The sequence below is a fragment of the Halorientalis litorea genome (assembly GCF_023028225.1).
Classification (GTDB): Archaea; Halobacteriota; Halobacteria; order Halobacteriales; family Haloarculaceae; genus Halorientalis; species Halorientalis litorea.
Genome location: NZ_CP095482.1, coordinates 1664106 through 1678957, shown reverse-complemented (window position 1 = coordinate 1678957; position 14852 = coordinate 1664106). Strand labels below are relative to the sequence as shown.

11 protein-coding genes and 1 pseudogene are annotated in these 14852 nt (G+C 67.1%); 3 read left to right on the top strand and 9 right to left on the bottom strand.

Annotated features, from left to right (window positions below):
* Positions 1 to 7 precede the first annotated feature (7 nt).
* The 6 genes and pseudogenes from MUG95_RS16885 to MUG95_RS08955 form a co-directional block, all read right to left on the bottom strand.
* Positions 8 to 2266, bottom strand: a pseudogene (locus MUG95_RS16885) (AAA family ATPase); the annotation flags it as partial.
* A complete protein-coding gene (locus MUG95_RS08975; RefSeq protein WP_247005801.1) occupies positions 2259 to 3107 on the bottom strand; it encodes a DUF7502 family protein in 849 nt (282 codons plus the stop codon). The gene MUG95_RS08975 and the pseudogene MUG95_RS16885, both read right to left, overlap by 8 nt.
* Positions 3104 to 3688 (bottom strand): hypothetical protein, encoded by a 585-nt coding sequence (locus MUG95_RS08970; protein ID WP_247005799.1) that lies wholly within the window; start codon positions 3686 to 3688, stop codon positions 3104 to 3106. Before MUG95_RS08970 ends, MUG95_RS08975 begins: the two co-directional genes overlap by 4 nt.
* Positions 3685 to 6009 (bottom strand): vWA domain-containing protein, encoded by a 2325-nt coding sequence (locus tag MUG95_RS08965; RefSeq protein ID WP_247005798.1) that lies wholly within the window; start codon positions 6007 to 6009, stop codon positions 3685 to 3687. The genes MUG95_RS08970 and MUG95_RS08965 overlap by 4 nt, the downstream gene beginning before the upstream one ends.
* Positions 6009 to 7811, bottom strand: coding sequence for a DUF7408 domain-containing protein (locus tag MUG95_RS08960; protein ID WP_247005797.1), 1803 nt, complete (start codon positions 7809 to 7811; stop codon positions 6009 to 6011). Before MUG95_RS08960 ends, MUG95_RS08965 begins: the two co-directional genes overlap by 1 nt.
* A 109-nt stretch (positions 7812 to 7920) precedes the next feature.
* Entirely contained in the window at positions 7921 to 9153 is a 1233-nt protein-coding gene (locus MUG95_RS08955; protein ID WP_247005796.1) for an MBL fold metallo-hydrolase, read from the bottom strand.
* 127 nt (positions 9154 to 9280) lie between these two features.
* Between MUG95_RS08955 and MUG95_RS08950 the strand changes: the two genes are divergently transcribed.
* Entirely contained in the window at positions 9281 to 10930 is a 1650-nt protein-coding gene (locus tag MUG95_RS08950; RefSeq protein WP_247005795.1) for a flavin-containing monooxygenase, read from the top strand.
* Between the two features lie 43 nt (positions 10931 to 10973).
* Here MUG95_RS08950 and MUG95_RS08945 read toward each other — a convergent pair whose 3' ends face one another.
* Entirely contained in the window at positions 10974 to 11816 is an 843-nt protein-coding gene (locus MUG95_RS08945; protein WP_247005794.1) for a lamin tail domain-containing protein, read from the bottom strand.
* A 72-nt stretch (positions 11817 to 11888) separates the two neighbouring features.
* A complete protein-coding gene (locus MUG95_RS08940) occupies positions 11889 to 12344 on the bottom strand; it encodes a hypothetical protein (RefSeq protein WP_247005793.1) in 456 nt (151 codons plus the stop codon).
* A gap of 140 nt (positions 12345 to 12484) precedes the next feature.
* Here MUG95_RS08940 and MUG95_RS08935 point away from each other — a divergent pair, with 140 nt between their 5' ends.
* Entirely contained in the window at positions 12485 to 13912 is a 1428-nt protein-coding gene (locus MUG95_RS08935; protein WP_247005792.1) for an FAD-dependent oxidoreductase, read from the top strand.
* 29 nt (positions 13913 to 13941) lie between these two features.
* Positions 13942 to 14190, top strand: a complete 249-nt coding sequence (locus MUG95_RS08930; RefSeq protein WP_247010470.1) for a glutaredoxin family protein — start codon at positions 13942 to 13944, stop codon at positions 14188 to 14190.
* Positions 14191 to 14220: 30 nt separating this feature from the next.
* On the opposite strand, the gene MUG95_RS08925 is transcribed toward MUG95_RS08930, so the two are convergent.
* The gene (locus MUG95_RS08925; protein ID WP_247005790.1) at positions 14221 to 14808 is read right to left on the bottom strand and encodes an FAD-dependent oxidoreductase; all 588 of its coding nucleotides are present in this window, start codon (positions 14806 to 14808) and stop codon (positions 14221 to 14223) included.
* Positions 14809 to 14852: the final 44 nt, after the last annotated feature.

Genomic DNA, 14852 nt, shown 5'->3' with positions numbered 1-14852 from the left:
GACTGATTCCACAGCCGCCGAGTCCAGCGACGTAGTTGTGGTGCTCGGGAACGGAGAGGCCGATAACGGGTCCGTCGTACGGTCTAGAGTCGATGGACGTGATGCGGTCGAAGAATACCTCACCATCAGCTAGGTTCCGGTAGTACTCGGTCAGAGCCTCCGCTTCCTCGATTCGGGACGTGTATTCCTCTACGACGTACTCGGTTGCCTCCCGTGGTTGCGCTTCGGACTGGTACGCCTGCCAGACACGATGTTTCGTGAGCGATGTTTCGTCGACAATATCAGTCATCGACAGGCCGCAGGCTCTCGCAGTGGACTGAATGTCGTTCTCGGCGGTTCGGCGAACACTTCTCAATTTCCGCTCTTCGAGGGTCGATTCGACATCCCTGAGGAACGTGTCGAAGTGTGAGACGGCCATCCTGCCGCGGTCGGAGACCGCAGCGTGGGAGTTGTACCACGGTCGCTCCGACAGAGCACCGTCGTATTTCATCCCGAGCACCGACACGAGACGGGATGTATCGTCCGCTGACAGCGGTATCGTCCGATGTGCAGACTCGAATTCGGTGACGTCCGGTACTTCGCCGCGCCACTCGAATCTCTCAACGTAGCGTTCGGTGTCCTCGCCCTGAATCCTGAGTTCGTATCGGTCGTCGCGTTCGTACACCCACGGAACGATGCCTTCCCCGAGTAGCAGATGCGCAATCAAGTTCGTTGTTTCGCGGTCTTTCTGAACGAACGTAATTCGCCGTCGCTCGGTATCGTAGTGAGACTCAGTGAGGAGGAATATCTCCAAGAACGCGCGTCTGAAATCTTCGGGAGCAGTGAGGAGTCGCTCCGGCTCCTGCAGGTGGAACCGCTCGTCGAGGTAGTCGACGAAGGGCTTTGAGTCGATACGTGCGACGCGACCGGTTGGATGTGACTCGACTGTAACATCCAGACCGATGTCCTCCGCAATGGCGACCCATCTATCGAACGCCTCGGAGAGGTTTTTTTGCGTGATGTCGAGGGACTTGTCGGTGAGATGCCCCTCCGCCAGCACGAACCCGACGAAGAACCCTGCATCCGCGCCGGAGAGTCGGTCGTCGATGCGGTGGCGCGTGAACGCCTCGACGTAGTCGCCGACCTCGATAGCGAGCGTTTGGAGCGTGTCGGCCAACTGTGAGTCGATACCGTTGTCGACGCCTTGGAAGAAGTTACAGACCCGGTCGTAACTGACATCGGCGCGTTCGGCGAGGTCCTTTTTCGAGAGGTCGGCTGCGATTCGGAGCGCGTCGAGAGTACCCACGTCGAGCGGTTCGCCGGCATCGAGTCGTGCTTTCGCTCGGCGCAGTTCGTCCCGTCGAACCACCGTGTACCCGTTCGATTCGAGTTGTGTCAGTGCCGTCTCGTGCCCGCCGAGTTGCCGTGTCGGAAGTGACAGTTCTGCCGGCGTCACGAGCGCGTCGTCGGATTCCAGTTCGCTGGCTTTCTTCCATCGAATTACTCCAGCACAGTTGACGAGGAACGGGTGGTTTCCGGACACCTCGATGGTCCGCCCCGTTTTCGTCTCGAAGGTGTATATTTCGCCCTCGTACTCCGTCTCGTACACCAGACACTCGGTTTCAGTCATCTCACCGTCCGGCGTCAGAGCCTGTGTCGTCGCGTCGACATCGTACAGTTTCGTCGACCCCGAGTCGTGGACGAGTTCCCCCTCCGTCTTTGCGTGCTCAAGGGCCTCTGATGCCGTCCACAGCTGACCGTCCATGTACACGGATTCAGCAGGGTGCAAACTCCCCTCCTGTTCTATCGGGTTCTGTGTCGCCAGCACGAAAAACGGGTCCGGGAGTTCGCGCGTCTCCCCGCCAGCGGTGACCTGTCGCTCCTGCATCGCCTCCAGAAGCGCGGCTTGGGTCTTCGGCGTCGCGCGGTTGATTTCGTCGGCCAGCACGACGTTGGCGAACACCGGGCCAGGTTCGAAGGTGAACTCACGGCCCTCGCGGGTGTCTTGGATTATCTCGGTCCCGGTGATGTCGCTCGGCATCAGGTCGGGCGTGTTCTGGATGCGGGAGAAGGACATGTCCGTCACCTCCGCCAGCGTGCGGACGAGCATCGTCTTGCCGAGGCCGGGCGTCGATTCGAGCAGCGCGTTCCCGTCGGCCAACAGGCTGGCGAGAATCTGGTCTAACACTCGCTCCTGCCCGACGAGGCGGCGTTGCACCTCCGTCCGGGCCTGTTCGAGTCTGTCCTGCAGTCGGTCCACCTCGTCGGTCGTGTCGTCCTCAGTCATCTGAATCGTCCTCGTTGAGTCGTACGTTGTACTCGCGAACCAGGTCCGCGTCCTCGACTGTCTCCGAGTCGTCGAAACCCGCCTCCTGCGCGCTGACGGACGTGTCGTCCGCGGAGAGCCCGCTGTTTTCGTACTGGGTCGTGTCCTCGCCCGACTCGCCGCCGCCGGACGTGGAGACGTTCGCCAAGATATCCTCCGTGCCGCTGTCGATGTCTTTCGGGTCACCGAGTACCGACCCGCCGTCCTGCAGTCGCGTCTGTGACGGCTGACCGCCACCGCCGTCGGTGTTGTTCGAGGAACTCGTCGTGCCGGTGGTGGGGCCGTTGGTCGCGTCGTTCCCGGACCCGTCGAGCGAGATGTCGACACCGACGGACGCGACGCCGAGGGTCGCCCCGCTCAACACGAGCACCGCGAGGACGCTCGCGGCCAGCAGGCGGGCGTTCACGAAGCCGGTCGCCGACGTGTCGCCGAGGCGGTCGGTCACGTCCGCGTACAGCCGCCGGGCCATCACGGAGTCGGAGTCGGCCGTCGTCGCGTCGCGGGCCGTCCGCAGGGCGTCCGCGACGACCGGGTTCTCGGCCTCGAACCGCTCGACGGTGTACTGGCGGGCACGCAGTCCGAACTCGGCGGCGAACGCGAGGAGACCGACGAGGCCCGCCACCGCCAGCACGCCGTCGGCGGGCCACGGACCGGGGACGGTGAGGCCGAGAACGGGACCGGCGACGAGGTTGACCGCCAGCGCGACGACCACAGCGTCGACGAGGCTGTGGACGAACGCCGCCTTGTACCCCTCGTGGCGTATCTCGCGGACCGCCTGCCGGATGGTCTCCGTGTCGGTCACGGCGGACACCGTCCCGAAACGTCGACGCGGGTGCGGTTGACGCGGTTACAGAAGTAACGCACGTCGTTTTCCAGTTCGTCGATGCGGTTGTCCCGCTGGGTGATTCTGTCGTTCAGTTCCTCGATACGGTCGTCCAGTTCGTCGACACGGTTTTCGAGGCGGACGTTCTCGTCTTCGAGTTGCGAGATGTTGTACCGGAGGTTCTGGTTTTCCTCCTCCAGCCGGTTGGCCTCGGCCCGCGAACGGTCCAATCGGGTGCGAGTCCCGTTGAGTTCCTCGCGGGTGTCGGCCAGTTGCCGCTCGGTCCGTTCCAGCCGCGACAGGAGGTCCTGCAGGTCGGTCTGTCGTGTCTGGAGCGACCGGTTCAGGGATTCGAGGCGGTCTCTGGTCCGGTTCAGTTCGGACCGTAACTGTTCGGTTCGGTTCTCCAGAGCTGCGTTCTCCTGTCGGAGTTGGTCGGTCTGTCCTCTCGTGTCCTCGACGGACTGCTGGTAGTACACCGTCGCACCGGCGGTTCCGACGACGCTGAGGCCGACGAGCGCGACGAGGACGACGTTGAGTCTGGTTCCGATGAGCGTCATGTTCTGATGCGTGTCAGTCTGCGGGCACTTGTTTCGGCCACGTAGGCGAGGAGTGCGACGAGGAGTGCGAGCCACGTCCAGTCGGTCCGCACCGTCCGAACCTGAGTCGCGCGCTGGCGCACCTCCCGTGCGATGGTCGCCGCCTGTGCGGGTTCGTACACCCGGCCGCCGGTCCGGTCGACGGCGTCTCGGAGTGCCGGCGCGATGCCGAAATCGGCGTACTCGGCCGGGTAGTTCACGGCGTACTCGGCTCCGAGGACCGACTCGTACCCCGGCGACTCGGGGACGAACGTCGCGCGGTACTCCCGTGGCCCGACTCGGGAGAACCGGACGCCGTCGGCACTCGGCCGTTCCTCGCCCTCGTAGGTAACTGTTGTCGGCGAGCCGACGCGCGCACCGTCGACGCTGGTGACGCCGGTTTCGAGGCGTTCGGGGTCGCCGATGGCCCAGTTGACCGCCTTCGTCACGCCGAGAGAGTCGGGCCGGGAGAGCAGGCCGTCGAGCGTGCCGTCGGGGCCGTAGGCGGTGATGGCGACGGTCCGCCCGAGACCGTACCGCCACGCGGTGATGGCGGGCGCGCCCGACGGGCCGGCGACGAGGAAGTCGGCGCGCTCCTCGACGGCGACGGCGTTGCTCTGGCCGGGGTTGGACTCGAATTGGACGCCGCTCGTGACGAAGTGGTCGTCGTCGACGACGGTGAGGCCGGTACCCTCGTACTCGCGGGACTCCCCGCCGAAGCGGATGCGGAGGCGGTTCGTCTCGTCGGCAGAGAGGTACGTGCCGCCGCCGGCGTTCGCGGTGCGACGGAGGTACTCGTCGTCGACGATGCCACCGACGCCGACGGTGATGACCCGGACCCCGTCCTCGGCGACACGGGCCGCCGTCGCCGGCGCGCCACCGTCGTCGCGGCCGTCGCTGATGAGGATGACCGTCCCGCCGCCCTCGCCGAGCATCTCGGCGGCCCCGTCGATGCCCGCGGCGACGTCGGTGCCGCCGCTGCTCTGTAGCCGTCGTATCTGGGTCGCCAGTGCCTCGCGGTTGTTGCCGAGTAGCGACAGCCCCGCGATGGCATAGGGTTGTTCGTTGAACGCGACGAGGCCGACGCGGTTCTCGTCGCCCAGTTGGTCGAGTGCGTCGAGCGCGAGGGCCTGCTGGACCGACAGCGTTCCCCGGGTACTCCCGGAGATGTCCACCGCGAGCGCGACCCGTGCGGTTCGGCCGCCCTCGCCGATGCTGACGGGGAGCATGTCTGCCAGCAGGGACTCCCGGTAGTCGCCGGCCTCGAAGGAGTTCCGGCCCCCGACGGTCACGAGTCCCGTCCCGTCGATGACGGCGCGCTGGAGCGATGCGACGTTCCCGAGGTCGTCGGCCGCAACGTCCTGCACGACGACGGCGTAGTAGTCGGAGACATCTTCGGGGATGGAGCGGGCGCGGTCCACGTCGTACACCTGCCCGAGGAACTCTTCGAGGGGGTAGTCGCCGCGGGCGACGTACAGAATCTGCGACGGTTCGACGACGCGGACCGTCTTGCGGGCCACGTCGTTGCGGTCGAAGCGGTCGTCACTCTCGATGCGGGCGGTCACGCGGTGGCTCCCGGTCGTCGCGAACGTCTCGGCTACTTCGAACCCCCCGCCGGTAACCTCCCGCTCCGCGACTGTCTCGCCGTCGACGCTAACCGTGACGGTCACCGGGTCGTTGAGGCGGACACCGTCGAGCGAGACGAGGAAGCTGTTGCGGACGCCGGTCGACGTCTTCGCCGGGCCCGCGACCGACACCGCCCGTTCGGTCGCCGTCGCGGTCAGGTTCACCGCGTCGATGGTGGCGTTGACCTGCCGGGCGATGCTCGCGGCCGCCGGGAGCGAACGACCGTCGGTGACCTGTCCGTCCGAGACGACGAGGACGCTCCCGTTGGTTTCGAGCGAGTTGGCGATACCGTCGCCGACCGGGGAGCGGTCGCCGTCCGCGACGACACGGGTCGACACGTCGACCCCGCGGTCCTCGATGGCCGCCGCGAGGTCACCGGAGATGTTGCCCGTCACCGACGTACTGGCCGAGCGGTCGGCGAGCATCGTCACCGACGGGTCACCCGTGGTCTGGCGTGTGTCGGCGGTGTACGGCCCGGCCGCACCCACGACCAGCAAGGCGACGACCACCACCCGAGCGGCGAACACGAGCGTGCGCGTCCGGCGGTCGAAGGTGGTCCCGTCGCGGCCTCGCAACAGGAGGACGCCGAGGAGGGCGACGACGACCGGCACCGCGATCAAGAGGAGCGGGCGGGCGAGTCCGACCTGCACACCGGCCACGGTCGTCTCGACCGCCATCAGATGTCACCCCGGTAGCGGAGGTAGCCGAGTTCGCCGACGACGACCAGCAGCACGGCGAGGACGGCGAACGGCGTCAGGTCCTGCCGGACCGGGTCGCTGGCCGCTGTCCCGTTGCCCGCACTGCCGGCCACGTCGGCGTCGGGCGCGGTCACGTTCGACTCGGCGGCTGAGAGCAGACTCGCGCTCGCACGCCGCTCGCTCGCGGTGTAGACGCCGGCGGTGTCGAGGCGGACGGTCGCGGCCGTCCGCGACCCGGTCGGCGTCTCGACGGTCGTTCGCTCCGCGAACTGGAGCGTCGTGCCGGTCCGCCGGTTCAATTCGGACAGCGACGGCCGTTCGGCGAGCCAGTTCGTGGCGCGCTTCCAGAAGACGGGGTATCGGTAGCTGTATCGGAAGGCCGTCTGGTCGGGCAGGTATCCGTAGTAGAGGACGCGCCCGGCCCGCCGGTCGGCCGCCGCGAGGAGCGGGGACCCGTCGGCCGTCGAAACGAGCGTCGTCCCCTCCGTGAAGTTCGCGGTCAAGTGCCGGTCTGGTCGCGGGAACTCGAACGAGCGAGTCAGCGGATGGGGCGCGGCGTCGCCGACACCCGCGGTATCGCGCACGCCCTCCGACCGGAGGGGCAGCAGGTCGCCGTAGCCGACCGACCCCACGTCCGCCTGTGCCTGAATCGCCACGCCCCCGCCGTCGGCGGCCACGTCACGGGCCACAGAGACGGTCGAACGCAGCAGTCGGTCCCCGTCCACGTCGGCGAAGACGACGACGTCGTAGTCGCTCGGGTCGTCGACGGCGGCCGGCGGGCGGGCGACGGTCAGCGACACCGTCTCGATGACCGACAGCGCGGTTTCGAGGTTGCGGTTGTCGCCGTTGGTCACGAGCAACACGTCGACGGTGCTGTCGGCCGGTGTGGCGACGTACGCGACGTCGTCCGTCGGGAAGTCGTCGGCCGGCGAGAGCCGTGCCTCGCCGCCGTCGGCGGGGAGGGTGAGCGTCTCGGTGGCCACGTCACCGGGTTGGAGCGACAGCGACCGGGACTGGTCGCCGAGCGTCAGCGTCCGGTCGGCCGCCGTCCCGCCGGTGTTCTTCACCGAGAGCGTGACCCGATTCCCGCTGAACTGCCGGTCGACGATGCCGACGTTCCCGTCGCCGCCGCCCGAAACCTGCCGGAGCGACACGTCGAGGCCGGCGGCACGGGCGGTCTGGACGGCCCCCTGCCAGTCACCGTCGGCCGCGAAGTCGCTGACGACGACCAGCCGCGACTCGTCACCGGCCAGCGACGCGGCCCTGCTGATGGCCGCCCGGAGGTCACCCGGCGCGTCGGTCACGCTCGCCCCGTCGAGGACGTCCCGGACCGCCGACGGCGAGTCGGCCTCGACCGGCACCCGTGTCACCGCCCCCGCGACGACCAGCGTCGTCGGCCGCCCCAGTTCCGACTCGGCGGCGGCGACGGCACGCGAGAAGCGCGTCCCGTCGCCCGTCTCGGTCGCCATGCTGGCCGAGGCGTCGAGGACGACCACCGTCGGCTGGGTACTCGTCGCTTGCGTGGTCGTGACGGCGGGGCCGGCGAGTGCCACCGCCAGCAGGGCGATGGCGAGCAACTGGAGCAACAGGAGCGCGTTCCGGCGCAGTCGTTCGAGAACCGGGTTCGACCCGCCCTCGTCCGGGTCGTCGGTGAGGAACTGCATCGTCGGCAACTGCATCCGACGCGGGTCCGGCTGGATGAGATAGAGAACGACGAGCGGGATGGCGGCGGCTACCGCGGCCAACCCGAGCGGGGTAGCGAACGCGTCTGCGAGCACCATGGGGACCAATCCGCTACCGATGCTGTGAGCCAGAGAACTATAACCCCAGCGGACGGTGAGATGTCGCTTTTAGTTTGTGTCTCGTTCCCACTGAATTATCGCCGACAACTCACACCGTCACTGTCTCGCCGAGGTCCGGGGCCGACGCCCGGTAGCCGTCGGCGGTGAGTTCCTCGGCGAAGGCTCCACAGCGGTCGCCGTGGTTGACGAGGACGGGCGTCTCGCGGTAGGCGTCGAGGAACGCCAGCAGGCCCGTCCGGTCGGCGTGGGCGGAGAAGTCGTACGATTCGACCTGCGCGGCGACGGGCATCACGCGCCCGTCGATTTCGGCACTCCCGGTGTCCAGCAGTTCACGGCCGGGCGTCCCCTCGACCTGATAGCCCGTCATCGTTATCTTGTTCGTCGGGCGGTCCCGGATTTCGGGGATGTACGTCATCGCGGGGCCGCCCGAGAGCATCCCGCTGGTCGTGACTATCGCGGTGTTCTGGTCGGCGACGCGCTTTCGCTGGCCGTCCCGACCGGTGACGAAGCGAGCGTGTGATTTGGCCCGCTTGAGCGCGTCGGCGTCGCGGACGAACTCGGAATGGCGGCGGAGCATCTCGGTGACCTGTTTTCCCATCCCGTCGACGTAGCAGTCGATGTCGTGGGCCGCACAAATCAGGAGCATCTCCTGTGTCCGCCCGATGGCGAAGGCGGGGACGACGACGGTGCCCCCCTCCCACAGCGTCGTCCGGACGCTCTCGGCGAACCGCTCCTCGATGTTCGCGCGCTCGCTGTGTTCCACGTCGCTGTAGGTACTCTCACAGAGGACCACGTCGGCGTCGGGGCGGGCAGTCGTCCCCGAGACGAGACGCTGGTCCTCCGTGTGGAAGTCGCCAGTGTAGAGGAGTCGCGTGTCGCCGTCGTCCACGAGGACGTGCGCGCTCCCGGGGATGTGGCCCGCGTTGTAGAAGGTGATTTCGTGGCTCGCCGCGGTGAACGTCTCCCGGTAACCGTGGGCCTCCGAGACTTGGGTGACCCGCTTGACCTCCGTCTCGGTGAACGGGCAGTCGTACGTCCCGCCGTGTAGCTTGAGGGTATCGCGGGCCAGCGTCAGTGCCAACTCCCGCGTCGGTGGCGTCCAGTGAATCGGCGGGCGGCGGTCCCCCGAGAGGAGCGTGGGAATCGCCCCCACGTGGTCGAGGTGCCCGTGAGAGACGACGACGGCCTCGGGGTCGACCGAGCCCACGGGGTACTGTGGCGGGGTGTCGGTCTTCATCCCGTAGTCTAACAGGAGCGAGTCGTTGACGAGAATCGCGCTCCGGCCGACTTCCCCCGCGCCGCCGAGGAACCGCAGGTCCATGACGAACGGCTTGGCGGCGGGCGCGTTTGGGTCCGTCGGTTCGGCCCGGTCACACTCATATACGGCCGATAGTGTGGTGGAGTGGATTTAATGAGGGGCATCCCTAGCCTCTGGACAGTGAGAATTAGTGTCTAGCACGGAGACGGACACGGGCGGTGGAGAGACGGACACCGACGTCGACGCCGTCGTCATCGGGGCGGGCTTTTCGGGGCTGTACATGCTCCACCGCCTGCGCGAGCAGGGACTCGACGTTCGCGTCTTCGAGAAAGGCGGCGAGGTGGGCGGGACGTGGTACTGGAACCGCTACCCCGGGGCGCGCTGTGACAGCGAGAGCCACATCTACTGTTACTCATTCGACGAGTGCCTCCACGAGGAGTGGGAGTGGAGCGAACGCTACCCCGAGCAACCCGAGATACTGGAGTACCTCCAGTGGGTGGCCAACCGACTGGACCTGCGCCGGGACATCGCGTTCGAGACGGAGGTGACGGGGGCCACCTACGACGAGGGAACGGGGACGTGGACAGTCGAGACGGCAGACGGCAACCGCGTGACGACACGCTTTTTCGTCACAGCCGTCGGCTGTCTCTCCAAGCCCTACCGCCCGGACTTCGAGGGGATAGAGGAGTTCGAAGGCGAGTGGTACCACACCGCTCGGTGGCCCGAGGAAGACCCCGACTTCTCGGAGAAACACGTCGGCGTCATCGGCACGGGGTCGACGGGTATCCAGTTCATCTCGGAGATGGGCGGCCGGGCCGGTCACCTCACCGTCTTCCAGCGGACACCCAACTACGCGGTTCCGGCGCGGAACCGGCCGCTCTCGGAGGACGAGTACGAGGACATCCGGGAGAACTACGACGACATCTGGGAGCGGGCGCGGGACTCCCGGCTCGGGATGCCCTTCGACAGCGAGGCAAACTCCGCGTACGACCTCTCGGAGGGTGACATCGAGGAACTGCTGGAGCAGCGCTGGCAGGAGGGTGGCTTCCGGTTTTTCCACACTTTCGAGCCGGGGACGATTCTCTCGGACGCCGACCTGAACGAGACCGTCGCCGAGTTCATCCGCGGGAAGATACGCGAGAAGGTCGACGACCCCGAGACTGCAGAGAAACTGGTGCCGACCGACCACCCCTACGGCGCGAAGCGGCCGCCGATGGACTACAACGACTACTACGGGACCTACAATCGCGACGACGTGAGCCTCGTCGACGTCGACGAGACCCCCATCGAGCGGCTGACCGCCGATGGCATCCAGACGACGGCGGACCACTACGACCTCGACGTCGTCGTCTTCGCCACGGGCTTCGACGCCATGACCGGCGCGATTCTCGCACTGGACATCGAGGGCCGGGACGGCCGCACGCTCGAAGAGAAGTGGGAGGCGGGGCCGCGGACGTACCTCGGCCTCGGGACGCACGGGTTCCCCAACCTGTTCACCATCACCGGCCCCCAGAGCCCGTCGGTGCTGACGAACATGCCGCTGTCCATCGAGCAACACGTCGAGTGGATAGCCGACTGCATCGCGCACATGGACGAACACGGGTACGACCGCATCGAAGCGACCGCAGACTCCGAGTCACAGTGGGTACAGAACACCAACATGCTCGCCGATAACATGCTGTTCTCGGAGGCGAAGTCGTGGTATCGCGGTGCGAACGTCCCCGGGAAGACACAGGTCTTCACGCCCTTCCCGGGCGGCCTCGACAACTACCGCGAAATCTGTGACCGGGTCGCCCGAGAGGACTACGACGGCTTCGAGTTCGACCGGGTGGGCGGCTGATTCGTGGTCAGGAGCCTCGGGAACTGGGGAACGGTACCCGGCGTCAGTACGGGTATTCGATGACATTCGTCCCGGTGTCGTCGTAGACGAAGACTGTATCACCGGAGTTGTTCCAGACTGGCGTCCCGTTGCCCCAGTACAGTTCTATGTCGCCGTTGTTCGCCGTGTTGTCGGTCCCGCTTCCGGTGCGGAGGGTGATGGTCGCACCCGGCGCGACGGCGGTAATATCGACACTCGCATCGTCGAACGCGTAGGTCTTTGCGACTTCGTCTTCGATGGTCCATCCCGACAAGTCGAGAGCCGTCGGGCCGTCGTTCTCGAAGACGACGTACTCCCGATTGAGTGAGCCATTGCCGTCCGCTTTGACCCGCTTGACCGCGAGCGACGTCGTGTTCGTCGACTCGGGGAACTGGTCGCGGAGTGTCCCGCTCGCGTCGTAGAGGTACGCGATATCGCCGTTGTTGTTCCAGATGGCCCCCCCACCCCAGTACAGTTCGGTGTTCGTGTCGGTGCCGTTCCCCGACCGAAGCCTGACGGTCGCTCCGGGGTCCAGTGTGAACATCGGGAACGTGTAGCGATTGCCGGCCTTGTCCTCGACGTACCAGTTCGTCATGTCGGCAGGGTAGCCGCCGGTGTTCTGGAAGTCGACGTACTCGCCGTTCGGCCCTTGGTTTCCTTGGTCGTACTTGATATTCGTAATCTCGACGGTCACACGGCCTGCTTCGACGCTCGCAGTGGCGGTTCCGTCGTCACGTAGCACCGCGTCCGTGCTGTTGCTGACGAGCGAAGCAACAGTACCGACTGCGAGGACGGTCCCGAGAAGGAACCGGCGACGTGACAGTGGGCGGAACCGGCGCGAATGGCCGCGTTCAGGCGGGTCAACCATCCAGTTGCAGTTCTCGTTGGCTCGTATGTCGCGGGGAGCAAGTGTTTTTTGTCTGCCGGAGCGGCGGCCGTCTCACTGCGTGCCGTTCGCGGGGGCCGCGTCGAGACTGTGGAGGACTTCACCCGCGTACGAAGAGAGGTCGTCGGCGTCGGGGTGGACCAACTGCTCGCCGTCGGCGATATCGTGGAACGGTGACTGGTCGGTGTCCGGGGGCCACCGCCACGGGAGCAGGCGTTCGAGCAAGGACGGCGACCTGATGATTTGGACGTCCCAGACGTCGGTACAGACCCGTTCCGTCGTCACTATCTCCGCGGCGTCGGCCGGACACTCGAAGACGACGGTTCGTTGCACTCCCACGCTCCCACCGGTCGCGGCGATGTCGGTGACCTCCACGAACGCCAGTTGGCCGTCGCGGCGGGCACAGTAGTTCGCCTCGACCGTCCGCCGGTCACCGTCGACGCTGACGGTGTACTCGAACCGCGGCCGCTCGTACTCGTAGGCGATGGTGACTGGGCTCGGGGAAGTCATGAGCGGCGTGGCGTCTACGTGACGCTTCGGCCGACGGACTGTTGCCTATTACGATGTTCCGTGGTGCGGGCCGCTCGGGCGCGGTGTGGTTACCCGGAACTCACAGAGGAACTACATGGGAGGGCGGCGACGGTGTGGACATGAGTGCCCCCTTCGTGGTCGTCGGCGGCGACGCCGCCGGGTTGAGTGCCGCAAGCAAGTGCAAACGCGAAGACCCGGACCGCGACGTCGTGGTCTTCGAGAAGGGTCAGTGGGTGTCCTACGCGCACTGTGGCGAACCGTACTTCGTCAAGGGGGAGGTCGACACGCTGGCAGACCTCCTGTCGCTGACGCCCGAAGACGTCGCCGAGCGTGACATCGACCTCCGACGAGGTCACGAGGTGACCGGCGTCGATACCGACGCACAAACCGTCACCGTCGACGGACCCGACGGCACCTTCGAACAGCCGTACGGCGACCTGCTCGTGGCGACCGGTGGACGTGCCGTCACCGCCCCCATCGAGGGGGCCGACCTCGGCGGCACGTTCCCGGTCCACGGCCTCGACGACGCGGCGGCCATCCGGGCGTACCTGCTCGACCCCGACGTGGACGCGCTCGCCGACGTGGGCGGCGAGGCGTTCGTGGACCGCGAGCGCGTCGAGCGATACGGCGCGATGACCCCGCCGGAGACGGCGGCCATCGTCGGCGGCGGGTACGTCGGCGTCGAGATGGCCGAAGCCCTCGCCGACTGGGGACTCGACGTCCACGTCTTCCAGCGGTCGGCACACGTCCTCGGGCCGTTCGGCGAGGCCGTCGCCGAGGTAGTCGAGGACCACCTCCGCGAACAGGGCGTGACGCTCCACCTGAACGAGGAAGTGGCTCGTCTGCGCGGGGACGAGGAGGGCCGTGTCGAGAGTCTGGAGTGTTACGACGGGTCGGAACTCGATGTGGGCCTCGCCATCGTCGGCGTCGGCATCCGGCCGAACACCGAGTTGCTCTCGGGGACCGGCGTCGAACTCGGCGAGTCCGGTGCGGTGGCCGTCGACGAGTACGGCCGGACGAACGTCGAGGGCGTCTACGCCGCCGGCGACTGCGCCGAGGACACCCACACCGTCAGCGGCGAGCAGGCGTGGGTGCCGCTCGGCCTCACGGCCAACCGGGCGGGGCGAGCCATCGGCCAGACCGTCGCGGGCGACCCGGAACCGGTCGGCCACATCGCCGGCACGGCCGTCGTCAAGACCTTCGAGATGGAGTGTGGGCGGTCGGGACTGCTCCCCGAGGAAGCCAGCGACGCCGGGTTCGAGCCAGTGAGCGAGACCATCGAGACGCGCTCGCGGTCGGGTTACTACCCCGGTGCGGCCGAGACGACGGTGACACTCGTTGCCGACGAAGGCACCGGAAAGCTCCTCGGCGGGACCATCGCCGGCACCGACCGGGCGGCCGTCCGCATCGACACCGTGGCGACGGCCCTCGAAGCCGACATGACGGTCGGGGAGTTGGAGCGGACCGACCTCGCGTACGCGCCGCCGTTCAGCCCAGTGTGGGACCCGATTCTCGTCGCGGCGAAGGTGCTGAACGGCCGGTTGTGAACGCGAGATTAATGCCGCCAGCGGCCCGAGTGTCGGCCGTGCCGACGGTCACCGTCTACTCCCGGGAGAACTGCCACCTCTGTGCGGAGGCACTCGACACCGTGCGGAGCGTCGCCGACGAACTCGACGCCGACGTGTCCGTCGACGTCGTCGACGTGGACGAGGCGGGCCTGCGCGAGGAGTACGGCGAGCGCGTTCCGTACGTGTTCGTGGACGGGACGCCGAAGTTCAAGTACCGCGTCGACGCCGGCGAGTTGCGCCGGACACTCACGGCGTGAGCGGCCGGACGCGCCGCGTCCGCCGGCCCGTCACTCGTCCTCGACCAACCCGCCGAACACCTCGTCCGCCGTCGCTGGCGTGTCGAAGTCGTGGAAGTGTTCCCCCTTTTCCTTCGTGAGTATGTTGAGGGCAGCGGCGGCACCGTCGCCCGCGGAGATGACTGCCTGCCACTCCTCGGCGCGGACCATCGCGCCGGTGGCGTAGGCGTCTGCGACGCTCGTCTCCATGGAAACGCCGACGTCGACGGTTCCCTCGTCGGTGTGGTCACAGCCGAGACTCTCGGCGAGGTCACGGTTGGCACCGGTCGCGAGGACGACGTAGTCGGCGTCGTAGTCGTCGTCCTCGGTCGCGACGGTGAAGCCGTCGCCGTCACCGTCGACGCCGGTGACCTCGGTGCCCTGGTGACGTTCGACGCCGAAGTCGTCGGCCTGCTGTCTGAGCGTCGCCATGTACGCGCTGCCGTCGACCGACCCGATACCGGGGTAGTTGAACAGGTGTGCCTTGTGCATCCACGTCCCGTCGGTGTCGAAGACGGTCGTTTCGAGGCCGTTCTTAGCAGTGAACAGTGCCGCGCTCAGTCCGGCGGGGCCGCCGCCGACGATTGTGACAGTCGCCATGGCAACTGAGTACGGTCGGCTCACATATATCGTTCCGGGGGCTG